The organism is Lelliottia jeotgali (assembly GCF_977070485.1).
In genome coordinates this window covers 36,192-57,342 of sequence record NZ_CDRVFO010000001.1, presented here as the reverse complement: position 1 = coordinate 57,342, position 21,151 = coordinate 36,192, and the positions used below count along the sequence as shown (strand labels likewise).

The following is a 21,151-nucleotide window of genomic DNA, read 5'->3' as shown; positions in this document are numbered from 1 at the left end:
ATGCGCCCGGGGCTTTTTCGTTTGTGCAGTACATCGCGTTTCTGGCACTCCCGTGCCATGGGTCATTGATGTTAGCGTGGGCACCTTCCCGTTTCTCGACGGGCATCCCATTGACACTGACCTGCGAAGGAATGCGCACACCCATGCATTTGAAAAAGCTCACTGCCACTACCCTGCTGCTGGCCAGCATCGGCCTGTTCACCCAACCCGCCCAGGCCAACCTTACGCAGCAGCAGTCCGCCGCGATCGTCAAGGCCTTCGACGGCACCGAGCCAAGCGACTTCAAGCAATTCCTCGGCAAGCTTAAGGCCAGCGAACAGGCTAAAGCCGACAACCTGGACGGCACCCTCGACACCTACCTGGCGGGTACGCCGCTCAACGCCGAGCAGCAGAACCAAATTAACCGCCTGCTCGGCCTGTATACCCGCATCAAGTATGGCAAGGCTGCTACCGATACCCTGCGTGAACTGGTGGCCATCCCCACCTTCAGCGTCGACGGTGTCCCTCAGCACGAGAACCCCGAGTTCCTCAAGATCGCTGAAAAGATCAAAGCTTTGGTCGAGGGCTTTGGCCTGACCTTCCGCAATATCGACAACCGCGTCTACGAAGTTTCGCTGGGTGCCGGCCAGGAAGTGGTAGGCATCCATGCCCACGCCGACGTCGTGCCGGTCAACCCGGACAACTGGAAACTGGCCGACGGTACACGCCTGGACCCGTTCAAGGTCACCTTGGTGGGCGACCGCATGTACGGGCGTGGAACCGAAGACGACAAGAACGGCATCGTCGTCGCGCTTTACGCGCTTAAAGTTGCGAAAGACGAGAACCTGCCGCTGGCCCGGCAGTTCAAGTTACTCATCGACACCACCGAGGAAACCAGCGGTGATGCCATCCCCTACTACTTCGAGCGCAACCCCACGCCCGCTTACAATCTGGCGCTCGATGGCGGTTACCCGGTTGTGATAGCCGAAAAAGGCTACGGCACGGTCATGGCCAGTTTCAGTACACGCCCAGGCAGTGGCAAGGGAGCGGAGATCACCCACCTCACCGGCGGGCTGGCCACCAACCAGATTCCGACCACCTCGGTAGCCACCCTGGCCGCCGACAATCCGGCGCAACTGGCAACGCAGCTTGAAAAAGCAGGTGCCGACTTTGTGAAGCGCAATGGTGGCGACTTCAGCATCGATGCCAAGGTCGATGGCAAAAACGTACTGCTTACCGTGACAGGTGTTTCTGCGCATTCTTCCGAGCCGGAATCGGGGGTCAATCCGGTGGCGCGCATGCTGGTCTTCATCAATGGCCTTGGCGCGCAGGTGCCGCTCAAGCACAACCACTTCACCGATGCTGCACGCTACGCTGCCGACAACTGGGGGCTGGACTACCTGGGCAAACACCTCGGCATAGGCTTTGAGGACGAGTTCATGGGCCCGCTGACGACATCGCTGACGTTTGTAGGCGTGGATGAAAAAGGCCTGAAACTTGCGGTCAACCTGCGCATCCCCAAAGGCAAATCGCTGGCGACGATCAAGGACGAATTGGCCGACAAACTCGGCAATTGGACACGCCAGAGCCACACCTCGGTGGCCTTCGACTATAGCCTTGACGAACCGATGTACCGCAACCCGGAAGGCGAATGGGTCAAGGCGCTGCTCGACGTGGCCACCGAGAACCTGGGCATGAAGCACGCGTTCGGCACTTCAGCCGGCGCCACCTCGGTACATGACCTGCCCAACGGCGTGCAGTTTGGCTTGGCAATGCCGGACGTGAAGTACACCGGGCACAATGACAACGAGTTCAAGACCGTAGAGCAGTTCATGCTGGACTTGCAGGTGGTGAGCGAGATGGTGGCGCGAATCGGGCAGATGCCGAAGCTGTAAGCCTGAGCTATGGGGAGTGCTGGCTTGCCGGCGATGGGCCGCAGAGCGGCCCCTTGGTAAGCGTATCGAGCAGGACGCATCCATGACGTTTTTCAATCGACTCGATGCCGTTTCCTGCATTGCCGTGCAAGCCACCTTACCGGATGCTTTAGTTACTCCAAGAGCCCGTTTTTTCCATCCGCAGAGGCCTGTATGAAGAACGTCGAACAAATTCTCAAGACCAAGTCCCAGCACCAGACCGTCTACACCATCGGCCCGGATGACTCGGTACTCGACGCCCTGAAAATGCTGGCGGAGAAAAACGTCGGTGCGCTGCCGGTGGTGGAGAACAACCAGGTAGTGGGAATCGTCAGCGAGCGTGACTATGCCCGTAAGCTCGTGCTCAAGGGGCGCTCTTCGGCGGCCACGCCAGTGCGGGAAATCATGAGTGCACCTGTGGTCACGGTGGAGCCCAAGCAGAATCTTGAGTACTGCATGAACCTGATGACCAACCGCCACCTGCGCCACCTGCCAGTGGTCAGTAATGGCGAGCTGCTCGGGCTGCTGTCGATCGGCGACCTGGTCAAGGAAACCATCGCCGAACAGGCCAGCCTGATCCTGCAACTGGAGCAGTACATCCGCGGCGAATGACCACCCTCAATGGTAAGCGCGCTCCAGTTCGTCCAACTGATGGTCGAAGCTGCGCAGGCGCGCCGACCAGGTGTAAACCAGCACTTCAAGGTCACGATTGAGTACTGCTGTGTTGCCCTGGCCACTACTCAAGGGCTCGCACAGGTCGAGTTGATAACGCTCGCGTGCCATGGCCGTGGCCACACTTGATAAGTCGCGGGCATTGGCCAACCAGTGATGGTGATGGTCGTGGACCTCACGGTCCAGCGCCCGACATTGGCGCTTTAGCGCATCCAGGCTTTGCTCCAGGGGGGTGCCTTTGAGCTCGCCCATCACTTCCTCGAAGGTGCGCCCCGAATGCCAATAGCTGCCCCAGAAATACCGGTCGAAAACCGTCTCTACCCGGCGTAGCGCTACCTTGGTGTTCCAGATGGTGAGCAATGTTCGCCCCTGGATCACCTCGCGCTTGTTCAGGTGCAGTTGCTGCCAGGCGATCCACGTCAGGCCCAGCAGCGCGACCGCCGCCGCGACTGCCGCCGCCGCGTACAGGAACTGCACAGCCTGGCTCATCTGGTGTGTATGGCGGATACCGTAGAAGTAACCGGCCGTCAGAGTGCCCAGGATGGTCACGGTGCACCAGAAACCTGGTGCGTAGGGATCTTTCATCGCGCATATCCCCTTATTGTTTTCCTGAGCATAGCAACGGCCGATCACTCGTCAGGTGCCGCTCGGCGCTTTATTTTCGGGGGCGGCGCAATGCTTCGTTGAGTTGATCGAAGGGCACTGCCCAATCGGAATCTTCAATGATACTTTCCTTGAGAAAAGCACGCTGGGAGTCGCTCCAGAACGGCGCATCCACCAGCTTGATCTCGTTTTTCAGCGGTGAATGGCTGGTGATGAACTGATCGATACTCTGAGGATCGTCGGGCAAGCCCAACTGCTTGAACAGCTCGGAAAAGTGGTGGGTAGGCGCTTCCATGTTTACTCCTCGGTACCGGGCGGGCCATCCACGACGCCGGCCCGGCATTGGTTTGAGAACATCAGCACAGCTCGCGTACTTCGGCTTGCGGCACCAGTTTCAGGTACTGCTCCATGCTCATGTGGATCAGGTGATCGTGGTCACCCGCCTCCAGGTAGACATCGCCTTGGCGGGTAAGACTCGAATCGAGCAGCATCTTTATCTGATAAGCGTCGCCCATTGCCGGAATGGCGCCACGCTCGCAGTCACCGAACAAGCTCGGCAGGCCGCTTTCACGGGTTAGTTGCCAGGCGCCGGACATGCGCACCTTGCTCATGTCCAGGTGCCGATTGGCAGGCAGCACCGCCATGATGTAATTGCCATGGCGGTCGTCGAGCATGACCGACTTGGCGACCCGCTCGGCCGGCACGCCAGCCGTACGCGCCGACTCCAGGCTGGTCGCCGAGTGGGGATGGGGAATGATGTCGTAATCGCAGTTGGCCTGGTCCAGGCGCTGCTGCAGGGTCTTGGCCATTCGCATGATGCACCTCCGGTTTCGCCCCCATCTCCAATTTTAGGCCTTGCCTGGGCAGGCATGACTAAACTTGCGGTATAGAGGCGAACAAGGTGACGACAGGTGATCGCTCGCTGCTGGCGCTGGTGGTTGCTGGTTTTGATGCTTGGCTTTGCACCGGGCAGCCAGGCTGCGCCCGGCGCTATCTGGGTGCTGAGCATCGACGATGCCATAGGGCCGGCCAGTGCCGATTATCTGATGCGCGGCCTGGATCAGGTCAGGGAACAAGGCGCGCAATTGGTGGTGATCCGCATGGATACACCCGGCGGCCTGGACAGCGCCATGCGTCAGATCATCAAGGTTATTCTCGCCAGCCCCGTGCCGGTCGCGACCTTCGTTGCCCCAGGCGGTGCCCGTGCAGCCAGCGCTGGCACCTACATCCTTTATGCCAGTCACGTAGCGGCCATGGCTCCCGGGACCAACCTCGGCGCCGCCACACCCGTGCAGGTTGGCAGCCCCACGGGTGCGCCAAAGGATGACAAGGCCAAAAACGACACCAATGAACAAGCCCTTGCGCGCAAGCAAGTGAACGATGCAGCCGCGTATATCCGCGGCCTGGCGCAGCTGCGCGGGCGCAACGCCGACTGGGCAGAAAAGGCTGTACGCGAAGCGGTAAGCCTGTCGGCCAGCGAAGCGTTCAAGCAGAAGGTGATCGACCACGTGGCCAACGACCTGCCTGACCTGCTGCGCCAGCTCGACGGCAAGACCCTGATCGCCGCTGACCAGCCGCGCCAGTTGCAGACTCGCGACGCCAGCCTGGTCGAACATGTGCCGGACTGGCGCACGCGCCTGCTGGCCGTGATCACCAACCCTAGCGTGGCACTGATTCTGATAATGATCGGCGTCTATGGCTTGCTGTTCGAGTTCATGAACCCAGGCTCCGGCGTGGGCGGCGTGGTCGGTGGAATCTGCCTGTTGCTGGCGCTGTATGCCCTGCAATTGCTACCGGTGAGCTTTGCCGGTGTCGCGCTGGTCATGCTCGGTATCGCCTTCATGATCGCCGAGGCGTTCCTCCCCAGCTTTGGTGTGGTCGGCTTCGGCGGCATAGTGGCGTTCGTGGTAGGCGCGGTCATCCTGATAGACACCGACGCCCCCGGCTTTGGTATTCCGTTGGGGTTGATCGCGAGCCTGGCAATGCTGTCGGCATTGTTGATCGGTGGTGTGCTGGGCATGGCCCTCAAAGCTCGCAAGCGAGCCTTGGTCAGCGGTGATGCCGGCCTGGTAGGCAGCTTGGTGACCGTCACTCAGGTGGTGGCAGGCAATCCGTTCTGTGGCGCGGTAATGGCCCAGGGCGAACAATGGCAGGTCCAGTGCACTACGCCCTTGCAGCTCGGCCAGCAGGTGCGGGTCACCGCGCGTCATGGCGTGATGCTCGAAGTGAGCGCTGCTGCCCCTACAGCGCAAGGAGAATGACGATGTTCATGCAATTGGGTTTCGGCGCCCTGCTGATGCTGCTGGGCGTTCTACTGCTGTCTGCGTTTCGTATCTTGCGCGAATACGAGCGCGGCGTGGTGTTCCAGCTTGGGCGCTTCTGGCAGGTCAAAGGCCCGGGGCTGATCCTGCTCATCCCCGTGATCCAGCAGATGGTTCGGGTAGACCTGCGCACCGTGGTGCTGGATGTACCGCCGCAGGATGTGATAACTCGCGACAACGTGTCAGTGAAGGTCAATGCGGTGCTGTACTTCCGTGTGCTCGACCCTCAGAAAGCGATCATCCAGGTCGAAGACTTCCTGGTCGCCACAAGCCAGCTGGCACAGACAACGCTACGCGCGGTCCTGGGTAAGCATGAACTTGACGAGCTGCTGGCCGAGCGGGAACAGTTGAACCTGGATATCCGCCAGGTGCTGGACGCGCAAACCGATGCCTGGGGCATCAAGGTGGCCAACGTCGAGATCAAGCACGTCGACCTCAACGAATCGATGGTCCGCGCCATCGCCCGTCAGGCCGAAGCCGAGCGTGAACGCCGGGCCAAGGTCATCCATGCCGAAGGGGAACTGCAGGCATCGGAGAAATTGATGCAGGCGGCGCAGATGCTCAGCAAGGAGCCGGGGGCCATGCAGTTGCGCTATATGCAAACGCTGGGGTCGATTGCCGGCGACAAGACATCGACCATCGTGTTTCCGATGCCGTTGGACTTGCTCAAGGGGATGATGGACCGAGAGAAATGAGGGGCCTGTGCGAGGCCCCCCGCAAATCGGTCAGACAGGCGCGCGGCGCAGGGTCGCCAGGAACGTGGCAGCACCAATGAACAAGCCGGCGAAGGTCCGGTTCAAGCGCTTCTGTTGCTTGGGGGTGCGCAACAGGCGCAGCACCCGTGAAGCCAACCCGGTATAACCCGCCATTACCAGCATGTCGACGGTGACCATGGTGACCGTGATTGCCACGTATTGTGGCAACAGCGGAGCATGCGGGTTGATGAACTGCGGCAGTACAGCGAGCATGAACACCAGCGCCTTGGGGTTGCTGACGTTGACCAGGAAACCACGGAACACCAGGCTCAACGGCTTGCCGATCGGACGCACGGCGGACTCATCGGTCATGTCCATCGGCAAAGCGCGCCATTGCTTGTAGGCCAGGTAGACCAGGTAGGCGACGCCGAACCATTTGATGATGGTGAACGCTGTAGCGGAAGCCGCAAGGATGGCGCCGACACCCGCTGCGATGATGGCGATCTGCACGACCAGACCAATCTGCAGGCCCAGCGCGTTCCAGTAACCGCGCCAGAAACCATATTGCAGGCCGCTGGACATCGAGGCGATCGCCCCGGCCCCGGGTGAAAGGCTGATCACCCAACAAGCGGCAAAGAAGCCCAGCCACACTTCCATCGACATCACACACCTCGCTCGAACATATGTTGCAAAACGTTAAGCTAAGGTGTTGGCGAAAAAATAACCAGCGAATTTTGTAGGGTTCAAAGGGAAAGCTTGGGGTTTTGGGTGTGTTGTAAATCGAGCGCCACCCGCGCGGGCGGCGCTCGATTTTGTGCTCGCTGCAAATACACAGCCTGACACCCGCAAACCCTACCGCGATCTAGCTCCCCCCGCCTGCGCCAACTCCGGCCTCAGGACAGCGCCTCAAGCTCGGCCTGCATGCTCTCCAACGTTTCCAGGGCTTGCATCCAGCCTTCCTCGAGTTCGCCTTCACGCTGCTTCAGCTTGCTCTGGCGGGCCAGCAGGTCGCGCAGCTCATCTTTGCGCGCCACCTCGTAGAGGCCGCTGTCGCCCAAGGCGGTTTCGATCTCGGCCAGTTGCGCATGCACCTGGTTGAGTTCGGCCTCCAGCTTGTCGGCAGCCTTCTTGTGCGGTGCCAGTTGCTGGCGCAAGGCAGCGGCGGCCTGGCGCTGGGCCTTCTTGTCGGTCTTGTCCGGGTTGACCGGCGCGTTGCTCGCCGGTGCGCTGCGCTGCCGGTACTCGACCAGCCAGCGGCTGTAGTCGTCCAGGTCGCCATCGAAGGTATCGACCTTGCCATCGGCCACCAGCAGGAAATCGTCGGTGGTGCTCTTGAGCAAATGACGGTCGTGGGACACGACAACTACGGCACCGGCAAACTCCTGCAACGCCATGGTCAGCGCCAGGCGCATTTCCAGGTCCAGGTGGTTGGTCGGTTCGTCGAGCAGCAGCAGGTTTGGCCGCTCCCAGGCGATCAGGGCCAGCGCCAGGCGGGCTTTTTCGCCCCCGGAGAAATTCACCACCGGTTCGTCCACGCGGTCGCCATGGAAGTCGAAACCGCCGAGGAAGTCACGCAGCGTCTGCTCGCGCTCGGCCGGCGCAATGCGCTGCAAGTGCAGCAGCGGGCTGGCCTTGTCGTCCAGCGAGTCCAACTGATGCTGGGCGAAGTAACCGACGGCCAGGTTCTCACCCAACACCAGGCGGCCCGACAGCGGCGCAAGTTCGCCGGCAAGGTTCTTGATAAGGGTCGATTTGCCGGCGCCGTTAGGGCCCAGCAGGCCGATGCGCGCACCGGGCACCAGTTGCAGCTTGACCTTGTCGAGGATCGCCTTGTCGCCGTAGCTCAGACAGCCTTCGGAAAGGCTCAGCAGCGGGCTGGAAATCTTCTGCGATTCACGGAAAACGAAGTCGAACGGCGAATCGACATGCGCCGCCGACAGCTCTTCCATGCGCTCCAGGGCTTTGATCCGGCTCTGCGCCTGACGGGCCTTGGTGGCTTGGGCCTTGAAACGGGCAATGTACTTTTCCATGTGCGCACGCTGGGCCTGTTGCTTCTCGTAGGCTTGCTGCTGCTGCGCCAGGCGCTCGGCACGGGTGCGTTCGAAGGCGGTATAGCCACCCTTGTATAGGTTCAGCTTGCGCTGCTCGACGTGCAATACATGGTCGACAACAGCGTCGAGGAAGTCGCGATCGTGGGAAATCAGCAACAGCGTGCCCGGGTAGCCCTTGAGCCAGTCTTCGAGCCACAAGATCGCATCGAGGTCCAGGTGGTTGGTCGGTTCGTCGAGCAGCAGCAGGTCGGATGGGCACATCAGGGCCTGAGCCAGGTTCAGGCGCATCCGCCAGCCACCGGAGAAGTCGCCAACGCGGCGGTCCATCTGCTCGTTGGTAAAACCAAGACCGGCCAGCAATTTGCGCGCACGGGCATCGGCGGTATAGCCGTCTGCGCTTTCCAGCTCACTGTGCAGGCGTGCCAGGGCAGTGCCGTCCTGGGCCGACTCGGCGAAAGTGAGCTCGGCCTGGACCTTGCGCAGGCGCGCGTCGCCATCGAGCACATAGTCCACGGCCAGGCGATCGAGGGTATCGACCTCCTGACGCATGTGGGCGATGCGCCAGTCACCCGGCAGTTGGCAGTCGCCACCATCAGGCGACAGCTCACCGCGCAGCAAAGCGAACAGGCTGGATTTTCCGGCGCCGTTAGCGCCGATCAGGCCGGCCTTGTGACCGGCGTGCAGGGTCATCTCGGCGCCTTCTAGCAAACGCTGCGGACCACGCTGTAAAGTGAGGTTGGATAGTCTGATCATGATGGTCGCGGAGTCTACCAGCTTCCTCGACCCGGAGCGTAAGTGGAATCATGTACACCGACCTGTGGAATTACGCCCTGGCCCTGTATGCCCGGCCGGGAGTTGAAGCGGCTTGCCTGAGCGTGCAGGCCGAGGGGGGCGATGTGTGCCTGTTGCTGTGCGCGAGCTGGCTGCAAACCCGAGGTGTCGCCGTAGAAGCCGGGCGAATCGACGCTTTGCGCGCAATTGCCGAGCCTTGGCAAACTGAAGTGGTAACGCCGCTACGCAGTTTGCGCCAGAAATGGCGGACTACCGCGCAGCATGACCCGCACCTGGAGGCGTTGCGTGAGCAAGTAAAGGGCTTGGAACTGCAGGCGGAGAAGCGCTTGCTGCAACGCCTTGAGGAATGCGCACGGCAATGGCCCACGGGCTCGCTTGAGCCCGCAGACGATTGGCTGGCCAGGCTGGCGCCCGACCAGGTCCGTGGCCACGACTCGCTGGCTCAGCTGCGAGTCGCCGCCACAGGGCTTCAAGAGGCCGAAGACGGCGTCTGAGGCGAGGTGCTTGCCGGTGCGGAGGACGGCGCCGGGATTGCGGGGCCTGCCGAGTTGGTCACCGCAGGCGTAGCCGGTTTGGGTTCAGCCGGCTTGTTGGCGGCCGGCTTGGCAGCGGCAGGTTTTGCCGCAGGTTTGGCCGCAGCCTTGGCCGGGGCTTTGGCGGCTGGCTTGGCTGCAGGTTTCGCGGCAGCTTTCGCAGCAGGCTTGGCTGCGGTGGTTTTAGCCGGCGCTTTGGCCGCAGCCGGTTTAGCCGCAGCCCCTCTGGAAGTGGCTGGTTTGGCGGCAGGCTTGGCAGCAGCGACTTTGGCCGGAGCCTTGGTGGCAGCAGGCTTGACCGCAGCAGCGCGCGATGGCGCCTTGGCAGCAGCCGCTTTGGCAGCGACTGGTTTGGCTGCAGGTTTAGCCGCAACCTTGGCCGGGGCTTTTGCGGCAGCAGGTTTGGCAGCAGCAGCCCGCGACGGCGCCTTGGCAGCGGCGGCCTTGGCAGGCGCTTTTGCGGCAGCTTTGGCGGCCGGTCTTGCTGCAGGTTTGGCCGCTGCTCTGGCAGGCGCTTTTGCAGTGGCCGGCTTAGCCGATTTGGCTGCCACAGCCCGCTGGTCCAGTGCCTTGCCAGCAGCCTCGCGCACCTTGCCTACACCCTGGGCCAGCTTCAGGCTTTCTTGGGCATCGCGTTTGAGTTGCTGGATATAAGTACGGGTTTGCGTCTGACGCTCTTTGAGCGAGTCGAGCAACGACTCAAGTTCACCAATGGCTTTCTGGGCTTTGCCCTGGGCCTTGGCTTTACCTGCCTTGGCCGCGTCCTGCAACTTCAGGCGACCGTTGTGCAGTTTTTCCTGGGCCTTTCCACGCTGCTTTTCCAACTTCGCCAGCAGTTTTTCCGCATCAGCCAGCGCTTGCGAGCAGGCATCTTCCAAGTGTTCGAGCAAGCTGCCCGAAAGTTGCTGGAGCAGGTGTAACGGCGTACTTACTGGCTTCTTCTTGGCCGACATGGTTTACCTCCTGGCTGACGAGATTGCGGCTAATACTATGCTTGTGCTGCTACCGCCGCTAGGGCATGTTGACAGTATCGTTGGCGCCGCGTTGCATGCCTGGGCAAAGTTGTTGTCTTGCAGCTGCGTGAAAGTGTAGTTGCTTAGCAAATCGTTGCCGACATTTACGCAAATCGAAGCAACAAGGCTGGCATACTTCGCAGCTCTTGAGCTCGGAGTTGACCATGCCTCGTTATCTTTTTATCGGCCTGTGCCTGGTGGCTCCTATCGCGCTCGCCGCCCCCGAGTCGGCTCCTGCCAGTGATCACGACGTGGCCTACAGCCTGGGCGCCAGCCTTGGGGAGCGACTGCGCCAGGAGGTGCCTGGATTGCAGCTGGAGGCGTTGGTTGAAGGCCTTCGCCAGTCCTATCAGAACCAGCCCCTCAAACTCGACAAGGCTCGCATGCAAGCCATTCTTCAGCAGCATGAAGAACAGGCGAACAACGCCGCCGTGCAAGCCGAAGTGGAAAAACTGCAAGCCACCGAGGCGCGCTTCATGGCCAACGAGCGCGCACGCGCCGGTGTGCATGAGCTGCCTGAGGGTGTGCTCTATAGTGAACTGAAAAGTGGTATCGGCGCGCAGCCCAGCCCCAAGGGCAAGGTGCAGGTCCGCTATGTAGGCAGGTTGCCTGACGGCACGGTGTTCGATCAGAACCAGCAACCACAGTGGTTCAGCCTGGATTCGGTCATCGAAGGGTGGCAGGTGGCGTTGCCACACATGAAAACGGGAGCGAAATGGCGCCTGGTGATCCCATCGGCACAAGCCTACGGTGCCGAGGGCGCGGGAGACCTGATCGCGCCCTACACGCCGCTGGTATTCGAAATCGAGCTTCTGGCGGTCGGCGGCTGACGTCGACCATCAGGCCTCGATCGCGTCTTCTTCCTTGTGCGCGTTGTGCAACACTTCGATCAGGCAGTCTTCCAGCTCGAAGCGTTCGTGCAGCAGGCTGCCGAGCTTGCCGAGCTTATCGGCGAAGCGCTCAGTGTCCTTGCAATCACCTTTCTCGCAGTGGTCATTGAAAGCCAGCGCAATCTGGGTAATGTCATTGATCCGCGGGTTGATCTCTTCAGCCAGCTTCAGCGCTTTCTGGTCACCAAACGCCTTGGCCTCAGTGACCAGTTGTTCACTGACCTCGAAATGCCAGGCTGACACATAATCGACAAGCACCGCACAAAAGTCGCGGCTCTTGTCTTTGTCCGCAAATGCCGGCTTGGCATCGCGCAAGGCACCGAAAGCCTGAACCAACTCCTCCCGCTCCTTGAGCCAGGTGTCGATCAGCTTGTGAACCCCACCCCAGCGTTCCTGGGCGTTCTGACAACTATCGAGCATGGCGATCTCTTCCCTTCTGGGTAGATGCCGCTGCACCTCGCACCCCGATCGTGCGGTACAAAGGTGACATCAGCAGGACGGCATCGAGCAGTTGTGTTTTTGGTATGCGTGCTGGGAGATTATTCCCGCACGTGCTGCCCTTCAAGGTACGCAGCAGACAAAGTTCATACAAGTGTTTAATACCCTGGGGTATCACCACTGGTCGTGCCATCTACTGAAGCCTGCGCCAAGTCAGGCTTTGCCCAGTGTGCGGAAACGATACGCCAGCAGACAGGCCATGGGTAGCATTGCCAGCAACAGGAAGGCCAGCAGGCTCCATTCGGGCAAGGTCAGGTCAAGAAAGCTCCAGGTCAACGAGCTGCAATCCGGCCCGCCAAGCAAGAGTTGACGGGCCGCTTCACGCCAGGAGCTTTCCAGTGTTTGCCAGAATGGCACCGGGCACTCATGGCTTGTACCAATCTCCCCTTGCAACCAGACATGCCTGGCCGCCAGCAGGGCTCCGGCCACCGAACAACCCAAAGCTGCTCGCGCATACCGGCACATAGCGGCAACGCCCGGCGCATGAATGGCCGCACACAGGCAGATCATGGCATACACGCCCACCAGGAACCGCTGACTGAAGCACAGCGGGCAAGGTACCAGGCCCAGAGCGCTCTCCAGGTAAAAGGACGCAAGCAGCACCGCCAATGAGGCAAGGCTGGCCGGTAGAAAAAAAGTGCGCAAGCGGGCCGGCAACATGAAAGGTGGTTGTCCCGGGGCAAATTGAGTGGCTTGGAACGGTAGAGGAAAGATGTCCTTTGTTTCAAGGCACTACAGGGGAGATAAGTCACTGAGGGGTAGAAGAAATTTCCACTCGCATTGTGGGAAATTTCTTGCGAAGCGCATTACAGAAAAAAACAGGTATCGCAAGACTCACCAACCACCCCATGAGCCCGCCCGGTGCGGGCTCATGGAGCCTTTCAGGCGCGCACGCCCTCCGGCAATGGCAGGGCCAACAAACGCTCATCAAGCAGACCCAGGCCTTCCTGGAACAGTTGGTTGCTGCGCTCGGTCTCACCGAGGCCAGCCAGCAGCCGAGCCAGTTCGGCGCAGGTTTCAGGGTTGCGCTCCATGCGCAAGCTGCTTTCCAGGTAATCGCGCGCCTTGCCCCAAAGGCGGTTTTGCAAGCTAAGGCGGCCAAGAGTCAGCAACAGGCTCGGGTCTTGGGGATTCGCCTTGAGCCAGCCTTCGGCTGTTTGCAGTTGACGCGCCGGATCATCGCCGCGCACCAGGCCATACAGGCGCGCCAGGTGACTTTCGTAGTCACGTTTGAGGGCAGCGCGTAGTACCTGTTCGGCTTCACCTTGAGCTCCCACCTGGCGCAGTTGTTCGGCATAAGCCAGCACCAACCTAGGTTCCTGACGCTGGGCCGCAGTCAGCTGTTGCCAGGCCCGCTCCAACGACTGACGGGCACTTTGCTCATCGTCACCACGGGCCGCCGCAAGGCCCAGGTTCTGACCCCAGGCACGCTGTTCAAGTGCAGCAAGCTCCTCGGGCGGCAGCACTTTGCCCTTGCGCAGGTCGGGCAACAGGCGAATCAACGCCGACCAGTCGCCGCGCTCCAGATACAGGCGCTGCAACAGGCGCAAGACCTGACTGTTGTGCGGGTGCCGCTCCTGCATGGCCAGCAGGGCTTCCAGGGCGCCATCGCTTTCGCCACGGTCCATCTGCAATTGCGCATGAGTCAGGGCGACCGCCAGTTCCGCCTGGGGCTGACGCTCCAGCGCACGCTCGAGCAGGTTATCCCTGTCTTCCTTTCGCCCCTGTTCATTGGCCGCACGGGCGGCACCGAGGTAATACAGCAATGGCTGGCGTTCGGCCTCGGCGGCGCGGTGCAAGTGACGCTGGGCGCTGGCCCAACGGCCCTCTGCGAGGTCCAGTTGGCCCTGCTCGATTGCGATGCGAATGCGCCGGCTGCGGTTACGTCGCGACCAGGGGTTGACCACACCACTGGACGTCAGCACCAACCCAACCAGATAGCGCAGCAGCCACAACAGGGCAAGCACGGCAACCAGCGCCGCGAGAGCCGCCCACAGCCCGGACTGGTAACGGAAGCCACCGTAGGAAATCAACACGTAGCCACTGTGCTTGGCCACCGCGATGCCCAGTGCCGCAGCGATCACGATCGCCAGCACGGCCAGCAGGTACACACGTTTCATGGCTTGCCCCCCTCACCCTCGGCAGGCAGATGGCGGCGCTGGATATACGCCTGCACCGCCGCCAGGCTTTCACTCAGGTCCGGGGTAACCACCGACACCGGCTGCTCGGCCAGCGCATTGAGGCTTTCGAGCATGGCCTTGCTCTGCGGGTTGTCAGCGTTGAAATTGGCCACCAGCACACTGCGCGCATCATCCAGCGCCTGGGTGTAGACCTTGGCGTCGCCATTGAGCGCAGCCCATTGGGCTTGCTCGATGGTCAGGCTCAGGGCCAGGCGCAACTGGTTGAGCGACTGCCCGGCCAGCAACGGACGGACGTTGTCGTCGGCGTTGAAATCAATCTGGAAATACTTGGAAATCTCCGCCCACCACTGCGCCAGGCGGCTGGTGCCATCGCCATCGGCGGTCAAAGCACCGAGGGCATCGGCATCGCTGTCGAACTCTGGCGACTGGGCATTGAGCTGCTGCACCAACTCCCGCTGGGCAGCCAACTTCAGATACAAACCGCTACGGTCCGGCTGCTGGGTGCTGTTGAGCATTGCCAGGCTACGCGCCAACTGCTCGCGCGCGGCAAACGAGCCAGGGTCGCTCTGCTCGCGCAGGATTTCGTCGGCGCCTTCGACCAGGGCCTTGGCGCTGGTGATGTCCTGCAGGGCCGAAAGCCGCAGGGTGGCCAGGCGCAACAGGTGCTCGGCCTCGGCCAGGCGCCATTCCTTGCGGCTTTCGCCAAGCACGGTTTCCAGCCGCTGGCTCAAGCGCTGCTGATCACCTTGCAACTGCGCCACGAGGCGGCGGCGGTCTTCCAGTTCGCTGGCTGCCGGCAGGCTGGCCAACTGGGCACTGATCTGTTGCTCGCGCTGCTGCAGTGCAGCGGCACGCTGGCTCAGCGCCTCGAGGTGCTGACCCTGGCTCAGCTCACTGCCTTGCAGATGCCGCACCTGCCAGACACCCCACCCGCCCACTGCGACCCCGGCAGCACCCACCAACAGTGCCAGCAAGGCCAGGCCTGTGCCGGAACGTTTGGCAGGTGGGGGGGTGACGGGTTGCGTCGGCTCTTGCGCCGACGGCTGATCATTGTGGGACAAGACAGTTTCGCTCACGTATCCATCCTTTGCATGGGGGCGCGTCGCTCTGAGCTTAGCGCCTTAAGAGGCAGGTGCAGCGCTGCGCTGCACGGCTGCCAGCAAGGCCGTGGCACTCGCGCCACGACAATCCACAATCTGTTGTGCCCCAGCGGCCCTGGCCTGCTCGGCCACCCTGGGGCTCGGCACGAACAATGGCAAGCGCGCCACACGCGGCCAATCGGCAGCGGCCAACTGTTGCAGGTGTTCAAGACCCTGCCCACTGCTGACCACCACGCCGTTCAGGCGTTCCGCTTCGATGCGACGCACCAGCGTGCCCGCCGGATACACCGGCAGGCAACGACGATACAGTTCCAGATAATCGACACTAGCACCTTGCTCTGCAAGACGCTCGGCCAGCAGTTCGCGACCTCCTACACCACGGACGATCAGAACACGTGGCGCAGGGCCCACCATAGCCTCGCGCAAGGCCGGGAGCGTGAGCAAGGCTTCGCTGTCGTCACCCTGAGCAGGGTAAGTCACCGTCAGCCCCGCAGACTGCAACACCGCCGCCGTGGCTTCACCTACAGTGAACCAACCGGCTGGGGGGGGCTGCAGCCCTGCATGTGCGAGCTGCGCAAGCAGCAACCTGGCTGCCGGTTTACTGACCACAATCATGGCCTGGCACTGCCCTAACCCGGCAAGCTGCTGGCGCTGCCGAGCGCCCAGTTGCACGGGTTCGATCGCCAGCAAAGGCAGGCACTCGCTGCCAATGCCGGCAGCTGCCAGCGTCTGCGCCAGCGCGGCACAGTCCTCTTCAGGACGGGTCAGCAGCAGGCGCCACGAGCTCACGGGTGCCCGGCCTCACCGTAGACTTCCTTGAGAATGGCCGCAGCACCTTGGCCCAGCAGGTCTTCGGCCACCTGTACCCCCAACGTTTCGGCCGATGCCCGCGGTGCACGGGCGTCAGCCATCAACAGGGTCCCACCGCTGGGCTGGCCAACCAGGCCGCGCAGCCATAGCTGCTCGCCTTCGAGCACGGCATAGCAGGCAATCGGTACCTGGCAGCCGCCGTTCAAGTGCTTGTTCAACGCTCGTTCGGCCACCACACGGTCAGCGGTATCAATGTGATGCAAAGGCGCCAACAGCGCATGGATCTCGCTGTCTGCGCTACGGCATTCGATGCCCACCGCGCCCTGGCCACCGGCCGGCAGGCTATCGTCGACGCTGATGCTGGCGGTGATCCGTTCTTCAAAGCCCAAGCGGATCAGGCCCGCCGCTGCAAGGATGATGGCGTCGTACTCACCGGCATCGAGCTTGGCCAGACGAGTGTTGACGTTGCCCCGCAGGAAGCGGATTTGCAAGTCAGGGCGGCGGGCCAGCAACTGGGCCTGACGGCGCAGGCTGGAGGTGCCGACGATGCTGCCGGCAGGCAGTGCATCGAGGCTGGAAAAACGGTTGGAAACGAAGGCGTCACGCGGGTCTTCACGTTCACAGATGCAGTAAAGGCCCAAGCCTTCGGGGAAGTCCATGGGTACGTCCTTCATCGAATGCACAGCGATGTCGGCTTCATTGTCCAGAAGGGCGGTTTCCAGCTCCTTGACGAACAGGCCTTTGCCGCCGATTTTCGCCAGCGGCGCGTCGAGCAGCTTGTCACCGCGGCTGACCATGGGCACCAAGGTCACCAGCAGCCCAGGATGTGCCTGCTCGAGGCGGGCTTTGACGTATTCGGCCTGCCACAGGGCCAAGGCACTTTTACGGGTGGCAATGCGGATTTCGCGAGTGGACATGGAACGCCCCGATGCTTAGGAATGCCGCCGATGATAACAGCTCCGTCGGTATCGCTAGCAGATTCGGGTCACGATCCGGCTCTGCCTCCAGCGGCCTCATCGCCGGGTTGCCGGCGATGAGGCCGCTGGAGGGCTCAGAGCGTCTGCATCATCTTGCGTACGCCAGCCACATGCCTACGGCTGACAGTCAAGGCATCACCATCCAGGCCTTTGAGGAACAGTTGAAAATGCCCAAGCGGCGTGCGCTGCAAGCGCTCGATGCGCTCGCGGGCGACCAGAGCGTTGCGGTGGATACGCACGAAGCGTTCGCCGAATTCATCTTCCAGGGCCTTGAGTGGCTCATCAAGCAGCACTTCACCTGCTTCATGGCGCAACGTCACATATTTGTGGTCGGCGATGAAATAGATCACCTGGGGCAAAGGGATCAGTTCGATGCCCTTGCGCGTACGCGCGCTGATATGGCTGCGCGGCCCTCCCCCTTCACTGCCAGGCCGGGTCAGCGCCGCCAGCTGCGTACGGCTGGGTTTCTCAGCCTTGCGCAAGGCATCACGCAGAGCATGGGGATGGATAGGTTTGGTTACATGGCTGAGGGTGCTGTCCGTGAAAGCCTCTGCGCCGTATTCATCGTCACCGGTGCAGAACACCACCGATGGCGGTGCTTCGCGCTCGCACAAGCGGGCAGCGACCTGCAGGCCGTCAAGGCCCGGCATGCCGATATCCAGCAGGACCACATCAGGCTTGAGGCTTTCGATCAGGGCCAGGGCCTCCTCGCCGTTGGTGGCGCTGGGCTCCAGCACGGTGTACCCCTCCAGTTCCGCGAATAACCGCGTCAAGCGTTCACGGGCTTGGGGTTCGTCATCAACGATCAGGACATTCATAATTGCTCTGGATTCCTGAGTGAGTCTCGCACAGGTATAGCGTAGACAGTTGCAGGTCGAGCGACACTGCGGTCACGCTCTAGACCAATACGATGGCCAAAGATTCACTGCGCCGGCAGATTCGCTGCCAGTCCTTTGTCCAACTGTAGACGGTCCGTGGAACACTGCCGTTCAATCGTTGAATATCGTCTTTGCCTGCATTGAGCGGTGTTTTATGCCGATTTCTGTCGACCGGCGTCCTTCGGACGCAAGCCCAACCCTGCTATTATCGCCGCCACTTTTTCGTTCACGCCTTCAACGAGTGAATCCATGAGCACCGACAAGACCAATCAGTCCTGGGGCGGCCGCTTCAGTGAACCCGTCGACGCCTTCGTCGCCCGCTTCACCGCCTCGGTCGATTTCGACAAGCGCCTGTACCGCCACGACATCATGGGTTCGATCGCCCACGCCACCATGCTGGCGCAGGTCGGTGTACTCAGCGATGCCGAGCGCGACACCATCATCGATGGCCTGAACACCATCCAGGGTGAAATCGAGACCGGCAACTTTGACTGGCGCGTCGACCTCGAAGACGTGCACATGAACATCGAAGCACGCCTGACCGACCGCATCGGCATCACCGGCAAGAAGCTGCACACCGGCCGTAGCCGCAACGACCAGGTCGCGACCGACATCCGCCTGTGGCTGCGCGACGAAATCGACCTGATTCTGGCCGAAATCACCCGCCTGCAGCAGGGCCTGCTGGAACAGGCCGAGCGTGAAGCGCAAACCATCATGCCTGGCTTCACCCACTTGCAGACCGCGCAGCCAGTCACCTTCGGCCACCACCTGCTGGCCTGGTTCGAAATGCTCAGCCGCGACTACGAGCGCCTGGTCGATTGCCGCACACGCACCAACCGCATGCCTCTGGGCAGCGCTGCGCTGGCTGGCACCACCTACCCGATCGACCGCGAGCTGACCTGCAAGCTATTGGGGTTCGAAGCCGTTGCCGGCAACTCGCTGGATGGCGTTTCGGACCGTGATTTCGCCATCGAATTCTGCGCTGCCGCCAGCGTGGCGATGATGCACCTGTCGCGCTTCTCCGAAGAGCTGGTGCTGTGGACCAGCGCCCAGTTCCAGTTCGTCGATTTGCCCGACCGTTTCTGCACTGGCAGCTCGATCATGCCGCAGAAGAAGAACCCCGACGTGCCCGAGCTAGTGCGTGGCAAGAGCGGCCGCGTGTTCGGCGCCCTGACCGGCCTGCTGACCCTGATGAAAGGCCAGCCGCTGGCCTACAACAAGGACAACCAGGAAGACAAGGAGCCGCTGTTCGACGCCGCCGATACCCTGCGCGATTCGCTGCGTGCCTTTGCCGACATGATCCCCGCGATCAAGCCACGCCACGCGATCATGCGCGAAGCAGCCCTGCGCGGCTTCTCCACCGCCACCGACCTGGCCGACTACCTGGTTCGCCGCGGCCTGCCGTTCCGTGATTGCCACGAGATCGTCGGCCATGCCGTGAAGTATGGTGTCGACACCGGCAAGGACCTGGCCGAGATGAGCCTGGACGAACTGCGCCAGTTCAGCGACCAGATCGAGCAGGATGTGTTTGCCGTGCTGACCCTGGAAGGCTCGGTGAATGCCCGTGACCACATTGGCGGCACTGCACCAGCGCAGGTACTCGCTGCAGTTGTACGTGGCAAGGCGCTGCTGGCCTCTCGCTAAGCGCCACTGCGAGGGCTTGGCCCTCGATCGCCGGCAAGCCGGCTCCCACTCGACCGCATCGGCTTCAAGCCCTGTGCAGTACCCGTGGGAGCCGGCTTGCCGGCGATTGGGCTGCGAAGCAGCCCTCGTCTTCAGCGCTTACCGCTGCGAATCATCTCCATGAAGGCCGGCATCGCCGCCTCCTTGTCTGCCACGATCCGCGCCATGTGCGGGTTTTCGTGCATTTTCTGCAGCAACGCTCTGGCCTCAGGGAAATCGGCGAGGAAGTCGACGTTCAGCACCTTCTTGCCTACTGCACAAGCCAGGTCGACCGAGAAGCAGAACATCAGGTCGGCAATCGTCAGTTGCTCACCGGCCACATAGGGCGCAAAACGGCCATTGCGCTTCAAGGTGGCGAACCCCGCCAGCAGATCCGCACGCGCCCGCTCCTTTATCAATGGCTCTACCGCTGCGCCGAAGAACGACTCGGCATAGCAGGTACGGGCCGGCAGCTCGATATACAGCTCGATCTCCTTGAGCAGCTCGCGCACCTTGGCCTGCTCGAACGGGTCGGCTGGCAGCAGCGCCTTGCCCGGTTGGGTCTGCTCGATATAGTCGAGAATCACACCGGTTTCGCTGAGCGAGCCGTGTTCGGTCTGCAGCACCGGCACTTTGCCGCGCGGGCTGATTTCCAGCGCCTGAGCCGTCTGACCTCCATAGAAGGTGACCTCTTCGAACGGCAGGCCCTTTTCCAGCAGGGCCAGTTTGACCATGTTGTAGTAGTTGCTGACCGAGAATCCGTGAAGCTTGAGCATGGGGTAACAGCCTCCAGGCCGTAGGGGTTGGCCGGGCTTTTATAGCTCGTTACGGCTGTGCCTGACCAGCGTCATGCACCTGGTCGATGACCGGGCATTGCCGACGCGGGCATGGCACACTGTGTGCCCATTCACAGGAGTAGCGCCATGAGCGAGCCCACCGACATCGACAATGACGACGAAGCCTTCGCCGAAGCGACGCTGACCCAGGCCATCGAAAACCAGATAGAAAGCGGCGAACCGCCGGCAGCCAAGGCTACGTTCAACAAACTGAGCCTGGTCGGCTACGAGCGCGAAGACATCCTCAACCTCATGGCCCACGTGCTGGCCATCGAGATCGACAACATGCTCGACGAGGACCGTCCTTTCAACACCGAGTGGTACGAAACCGCCCTGCGCGCTCTGCCCGAGCTGCCACCTGAGGCAGATCAAGGCGAGGCCGAATAACCCGACTACACTCCAGGGTCAGGCACCGCTGGCGGTGCCGCCATCCTCGTCTGGAAGTCAGGAGTCGCCATGTCCTTCACCCCCGAACTGATTGCTGAACTGGAAGTCCTTGCCCTGTTCAACCTGGACAGCAGCCAGGAAGGCATCAAGATTCACGCCAATGCCTCCCCCGCGCTGGTCGCAGCAGCTCGACGCCTGCATGAAAAGCAATTGACCGATCAGCCCGATGGCGGTTACCTCACCAGCCTTGGGCATGACGCAGTCGAAAGCGTGCAACTGTTGCTGAACATTCTCAAGTCGCCCCAGCCGGCATAAGCCTGCCCCGCCCCATCGCTGGCAAGCCGGCGATGGGGCCCGCCAAGGCGCAAGAAAAATGGCGTCAAAACTCCAATTGCCGCTT

The 21,151-nt window shown here is 61.8% G+C and carries 23 protein-coding genes; 9 read left to right on the top strand and 14 right to left on the bottom strand.

Annotated elements, in window-relative coordinates; translation table 11 throughout:
* The first annotated feature begins 143 nt into the window (after positions 1-143).
* Together ACW4TB_RS00275 and ACW4TB_RS00270 are read left to right on the top strand one after the other, a co-directional pair.
* Entirely contained in the window at positions 144-1,874 is a 1,731-nt protein-coding gene (locus ACW4TB_RS00275; protein WP_279930044.1) for a dipeptidase, read from the top strand.
* A gap of 192 nt (positions 1,875-2,066) precedes the next feature.
* Positions 2,067-2,504 carry a CBS domain-containing protein gene (locus ACW4TB_RS00270; protein ID WP_012312219.1) on the top strand — a complete coding sequence of 146 codons (438 nt, stop codon included), beginning with the start codon at positions 2,067-2,069 and terminating at the stop codon, positions 2,502-2,504.
* Positions 2,505-2,510: 6 nt separating this feature from the next.
* On the opposite strand, the gene ACW4TB_RS00265 is transcribed toward ACW4TB_RS00270, so the two are convergent.
* The 3 genes from ACW4TB_RS00265 to ACW4TB_RS00255 all read right to left on the bottom strand — a co-directional run bounded on the left by ACW4TB_RS00265 (position 2,511) and on the right by ACW4TB_RS00255 (position 3,982).
* On the bottom strand, positions 2,511-3,149 hold the full coding sequence (locus ACW4TB_RS00265) for a hypothetical protein (protein WP_012312218.1): 639 nt from the start codon (positions 3,147-3,149) through the stop codon (positions 2,511-2,513).
* Positions 3,150-3,219: 70 nt separating this feature from the next.
* Positions 3,220-3,462, bottom strand: a complete 243-nt coding sequence (locus tag ACW4TB_RS00260; protein ID WP_012312217.1) for a DUF2789 domain-containing protein — start codon at positions 3,460-3,462, stop codon at positions 3,220-3,222.
* Between the two features lie 61 nt (positions 3,463-3,523).
* Entirely contained in the window at positions 3,524-3,982 is a 459-nt protein-coding gene (locus ACW4TB_RS00255) for an aminoacyl-tRNA deacylase (RefSeq protein ID WP_039601719.1), read from the bottom strand.
* A 96-nt stretch (positions 3,983-4,078) separates the two neighbouring features.
* On the opposite strand from ACW4TB_RS00255, the gene ACW4TB_RS00250 reads away from it, so the two are divergent.
* Together ACW4TB_RS00250 and ACW4TB_RS00245 are read left to right on the top strand one after the other, a co-directional pair.
* Complete coding sequence (locus ACW4TB_RS00250; RefSeq protein ID WP_455828198.1) at positions 4,079-5,428, top strand: NfeD family protein; 1,350 nt, start codon at positions 4,079-4,081, stop codon at positions 5,426-5,428.
* Positions 5,429-5,430: 2 nt separating this feature from the next.
* The gene (locus ACW4TB_RS00245) at positions 5,431-6,183 is read left to right on the top strand and encodes a slipin family protein (RefSeq protein ID WP_012312214.1); all 753 of its coding nucleotides are present in this window, start codon (positions 5,431-5,433) and stop codon (positions 6,181-6,183) included.
* A 30-nt stretch (positions 6,184-6,213) separates the two neighbouring features.
* Here ACW4TB_RS00245 and ACW4TB_RS00240 read toward each other — a convergent pair whose 3' ends face one another.
* Both ACW4TB_RS00240 and ACW4TB_RS00235 read right to left on the bottom strand, forming a co-directional pair.
* On the bottom strand, positions 6,214-6,846 hold the full coding sequence (locus ACW4TB_RS00240) for a LysE family transporter (protein WP_012312213.1): 633 nt from the start codon (positions 6,844-6,846) through the stop codon (positions 6,214-6,216).
* 230 nt (positions 6,847-7,076) lie between these two features.
* Complete coding sequence (locus tag ACW4TB_RS00235; RefSeq protein ID WP_455828197.1) at positions 7,077-8,987, bottom strand: ATP-binding cassette domain-containing protein; 1,911 nt, start codon at positions 8,985-8,987, stop codon at positions 7,077-7,079.
* 50 nt (positions 8,988-9,037) lie between these two features.
* On the opposite strand from ACW4TB_RS00235, the gene ACW4TB_RS00230 reads away from it, so the two are divergent.
* Positions 9,038-9,520: a TIGR02444 family protein gene (locus ACW4TB_RS00230; protein WP_012312211.1), complete on the top strand. Its 483-nt coding sequence runs from the start codon at positions 9,038-9,040 to the stop codon at positions 9,518-9,520.
* Here the strand turns inward: ACW4TB_RS00230 and ACW4TB_RS00225 are convergent.
* Positions 9,496-10,512: an AlgP family protein gene (locus ACW4TB_RS00225; protein WP_254466983.1), complete on the bottom strand. Its 1,017-nt coding sequence runs from the start codon at positions 10,510-10,512 to the stop codon at positions 9,496-9,498. The genes ACW4TB_RS00230 and ACW4TB_RS00225 overlap by 25 nt on opposite strands.
* 224 nt (positions 10,513-10,736) lie before the next feature.
* Here ACW4TB_RS00225 and ACW4TB_RS00220 point away from each other — a divergent pair, with 224 nt between their 5' ends.
* Positions 10,737-11,402: an FKBP-type peptidyl-prolyl cis-trans isomerase gene (locus ACW4TB_RS00220; RefSeq protein ID WP_254466982.1), complete on the top strand. Its 666-nt coding sequence runs from the start codon at positions 10,737-10,739 to the stop codon at positions 11,400-11,402.
* 9 nt (positions 11,403-11,411) lie between these two features.
* Here ACW4TB_RS00220 and ACW4TB_RS00215 read toward each other — a convergent pair whose 3' ends face one another.
* The 7 genes from ACW4TB_RS00215 to ACW4TB_RS00185 all read right to left on the bottom strand — a co-directional run bounded on the left by ACW4TB_RS00215 (position 11,412) and on the right by ACW4TB_RS00185 (position 17,806).
* Positions 11,412-11,882, bottom strand: a complete 471-nt coding sequence (locus ACW4TB_RS00215) for an Rsd/AlgQ family anti-sigma factor (protein WP_012312208.1) — start codon at positions 11,880-11,882, stop codon at positions 11,412-11,414.
* Between the two features lie 231 nt (positions 11,883-12,113).
* Positions 12,114-12,620, bottom strand: a complete 507-nt coding sequence (locus ACW4TB_RS00210) for a disulfide bond formation protein B (protein WP_279930059.1) — start codon at positions 12,618-12,620, stop codon at positions 12,114-12,116.
* Between the two features lie 221 nt (positions 12,621-12,841).
* Complete coding sequence (locus ACW4TB_RS00205) at positions 12,842-14,080, bottom strand: heme biosynthesis protein HemY (RefSeq protein WP_254466981.1); 1,239 nt, start codon at positions 14,078-14,080, stop codon at positions 12,842-12,844.
* The gene (locus ACW4TB_RS00200; RefSeq protein WP_279930062.1) at positions 14,077-15,177 is read right to left on the bottom strand and encodes a uroporphyrinogen-III C-methyltransferase; all 1,101 of its coding nucleotides are present in this window, start codon (positions 15,175-15,177) and stop codon (positions 14,077-14,079) included. The genes ACW4TB_RS00205 and ACW4TB_RS00200 overlap by 4 nt, the downstream gene beginning before the upstream one ends.
* Positions 15,178-15,222: 45 nt before the next feature.
* Entirely contained in the window at positions 15,223-15,990 is a 768-nt protein-coding gene (locus ACW4TB_RS00195; RefSeq protein ID WP_279930065.1) for a uroporphyrinogen-III synthase, read from the bottom strand.
* Positions 15,987-16,928 carry a hydroxymethylbilane synthase gene (gene hemC / locus ACW4TB_RS00190; RefSeq protein WP_279930068.1) on the bottom strand — a complete coding sequence of 314 codons (942 nt, stop codon included), beginning with the start codon at positions 16,926-16,928 and terminating at the stop codon, positions 15,987-15,989. Before hemC ends, ACW4TB_RS00195 begins: the two co-directional genes overlap by 4 nt.
* A 134-nt stretch (positions 16,929-17,062) precedes the next feature.
* Positions 17,063-17,806: a LytR/AlgR family response regulator transcription factor gene (locus ACW4TB_RS00185; RefSeq protein WP_012312202.1), complete on the bottom strand. Its 744-nt coding sequence runs from the start codon at positions 17,804-17,806 to the stop codon at positions 17,063-17,065.
* A 309-nt stretch (positions 17,807-18,115) separates the two neighbouring features.
* On the opposite strand from ACW4TB_RS00185, the gene argH reads away from it, so the two are divergent.
* Positions 18,116-19,510 (top strand): argininosuccinate lyase, encoded by a 1,395-nt coding sequence (gene argH, locus ACW4TB_RS00180; RefSeq protein WP_279930070.1) that lies wholly within the window; start codon positions 18,116-18,118, stop codon positions 19,508-19,510.
* 131 nt (positions 19,511-19,641) lie between these two features.
* Here argH and ACW4TB_RS00175 read toward each other — a convergent pair whose 3' ends face one another.
* The gene (locus ACW4TB_RS00175; protein ID WP_012312200.1) at positions 19,642-20,304 is read right to left on the bottom strand and encodes a glutathione S-transferase; all 663 of its coding nucleotides are present in this window, start codon (positions 20,302-20,304) and stop codon (positions 19,642-19,644) included.
* 147 nt (positions 20,305-20,451) lie between these two features.
* Here ACW4TB_RS00175 and ACW4TB_RS00170 point away from each other — a divergent pair, with 147 nt between their 5' ends.
* The gene (locus ACW4TB_RS00170) at positions 20,452-20,751 is read left to right on the top strand and encodes a hypothetical protein (RefSeq protein ID WP_012312199.1); all 300 of its coding nucleotides are present in this window, start codon (positions 20,452-20,454) and stop codon (positions 20,749-20,751) included.
* A 69-nt stretch (positions 20,752-20,820) separates the two neighbouring features.
* Complete coding sequence (locus ACW4TB_RS00165; RefSeq protein WP_012312198.1) at positions 20,821-21,066, top strand: TIGR02647 family protein; 246 nt, start codon at positions 20,821-20,823, stop codon at positions 21,064-21,066.
* Positions 21,067-21,151 lie beyond the last annotated feature (85 nt).

Bases quoted from the DNA above. Each gene is read 5' to 3' on its own strand.
- ACW4TB_RS00275 (WP_279930044.1), top strand. From the start codon at position 144: ATGCATTTGAAAAAGCTCACTGCCACTACCCTGCTGCTGGCCAGCATC.
- ACW4TB_RS00225 (WP_254466983.1), bottom strand. From the start codon at position 10,512: ATGTCGGCCAAGAAGAAGCCAGTAAGTACGCCGTTACACCTGCTCCAG.
- ACW4TB_RS00245 (WP_012312214.1), top strand. From the start codon at position 5,431: ATGTTCATGCAATTGGGTTTCGGCGCCCTGCTGATGCTGCTGGGCGTT.
- ACW4TB_RS00270 (WP_012312219.1), top strand. From the start codon at position 2,067: ATGAAGAACGTCGAACAAATTCTCAAGACCAAGTCCCAGCACCAGACC.
- ACW4TB_RS00240 (WP_012312213.1), bottom strand. From the start codon at position 6,846: ATGTCGATGGAAGTGTGGCTGGGCTTCTTTGCCGCTTGTTGGGTGATC.
- ACW4TB_RS00215 (WP_012312208.1), bottom strand. From the start codon at position 11,882: ATGCTCGATAGTTGTCAGAACGCCCAGGAACGCTGGGGTGGGGTTCAC.
- ACW4TB_RS00170 (WP_012312199.1), top strand. From the start codon at position 20,452: ATGAGCGAGCCCACCGACATCGACAATGACGACGAAGCCTTCGCCGAA.
- hemC (WP_279930068.1), bottom strand. From the start codon at position 16,928: ATGTCCACTCGCGAAATCCGCATTGCCACCCGTAAAAGTGCCTTGGCC.
- ACW4TB_RS00265 (WP_012312218.1), bottom strand. From the start codon at position 3,149: ATGAAAGATCCCTACGCACCAGGTTTCTGGTGCACCGTGACCATCCTG.
- ACW4TB_RS00220 (WP_254466982.1), top strand. From the start codon at position 10,737: ATGCCTCGTTATCTTTTTATCGGCCTGTGCCTGGTGGCTCCTATCGCG.
- ACW4TB_RS00230 (WP_012312211.1), top strand. From the start codon at position 9,038: ATGTACACCGACCTGTGGAATTACGCCCTGGCCCTGTATGCCCGGCCG.
- ACW4TB_RS00255 (WP_039601719.1), bottom strand. From the start codon at position 3,982: ATGCGAATGGCCAAGACCCTGCAGCAGCGCCTGGACCAGGCCAACTGC.
- ACW4TB_RS00175 (WP_012312200.1), bottom strand. From the start codon at position 20,304: ATGCTCAAGCTTCACGGATTCTCGGTCAGCAACTACTACAACATGGTC.
- ACW4TB_RS00235 (WP_455828197.1), bottom strand. From the start codon at position 8,987: ATGATCAGACTATCCAACCTCACTTTACAGCGTGGTCCGCAGCGTTTG.
- ACW4TB_RS00210 (WP_279930059.1), bottom strand. From the start codon at position 12,620: ATGTTGCCGGCCCGCTTGCGCACTTTTTTTCTACCGGCCAGCCTTGCC.
- ACW4TB_RS00260 (WP_012312217.1), bottom strand. From the start codon at position 3,462: ATGGAAGCGCCTACCCACCACTTTTCCGAGCTGTTCAAGCAGTTGGGC.
- ACW4TB_RS00165 (WP_012312198.1), top strand. From the start codon at position 20,821: ATGTCCTTCACCCCCGAACTGATTGCTGAACTGGAAGTCCTTGCCCTG.
- ACW4TB_RS00185 (WP_012312202.1), bottom strand. From the start codon at position 17,806: ATGAATGTCCTGATCGTTGATGACGAACCCCAAGCCCGTGAACGCTTG.
- argH (WP_279930070.1), top strand. From the start codon at position 18,116: ATGAGCACCGACAAGACCAATCAGTCCTGGGGCGGCCGCTTCAGTGAA.
- ACW4TB_RS00205 (WP_254466981.1), bottom strand. From the start codon at position 14,080: ATGAAACGTGTGTACCTGCTGGCCGTGCTGGCGATCGTGATCGCTGCG.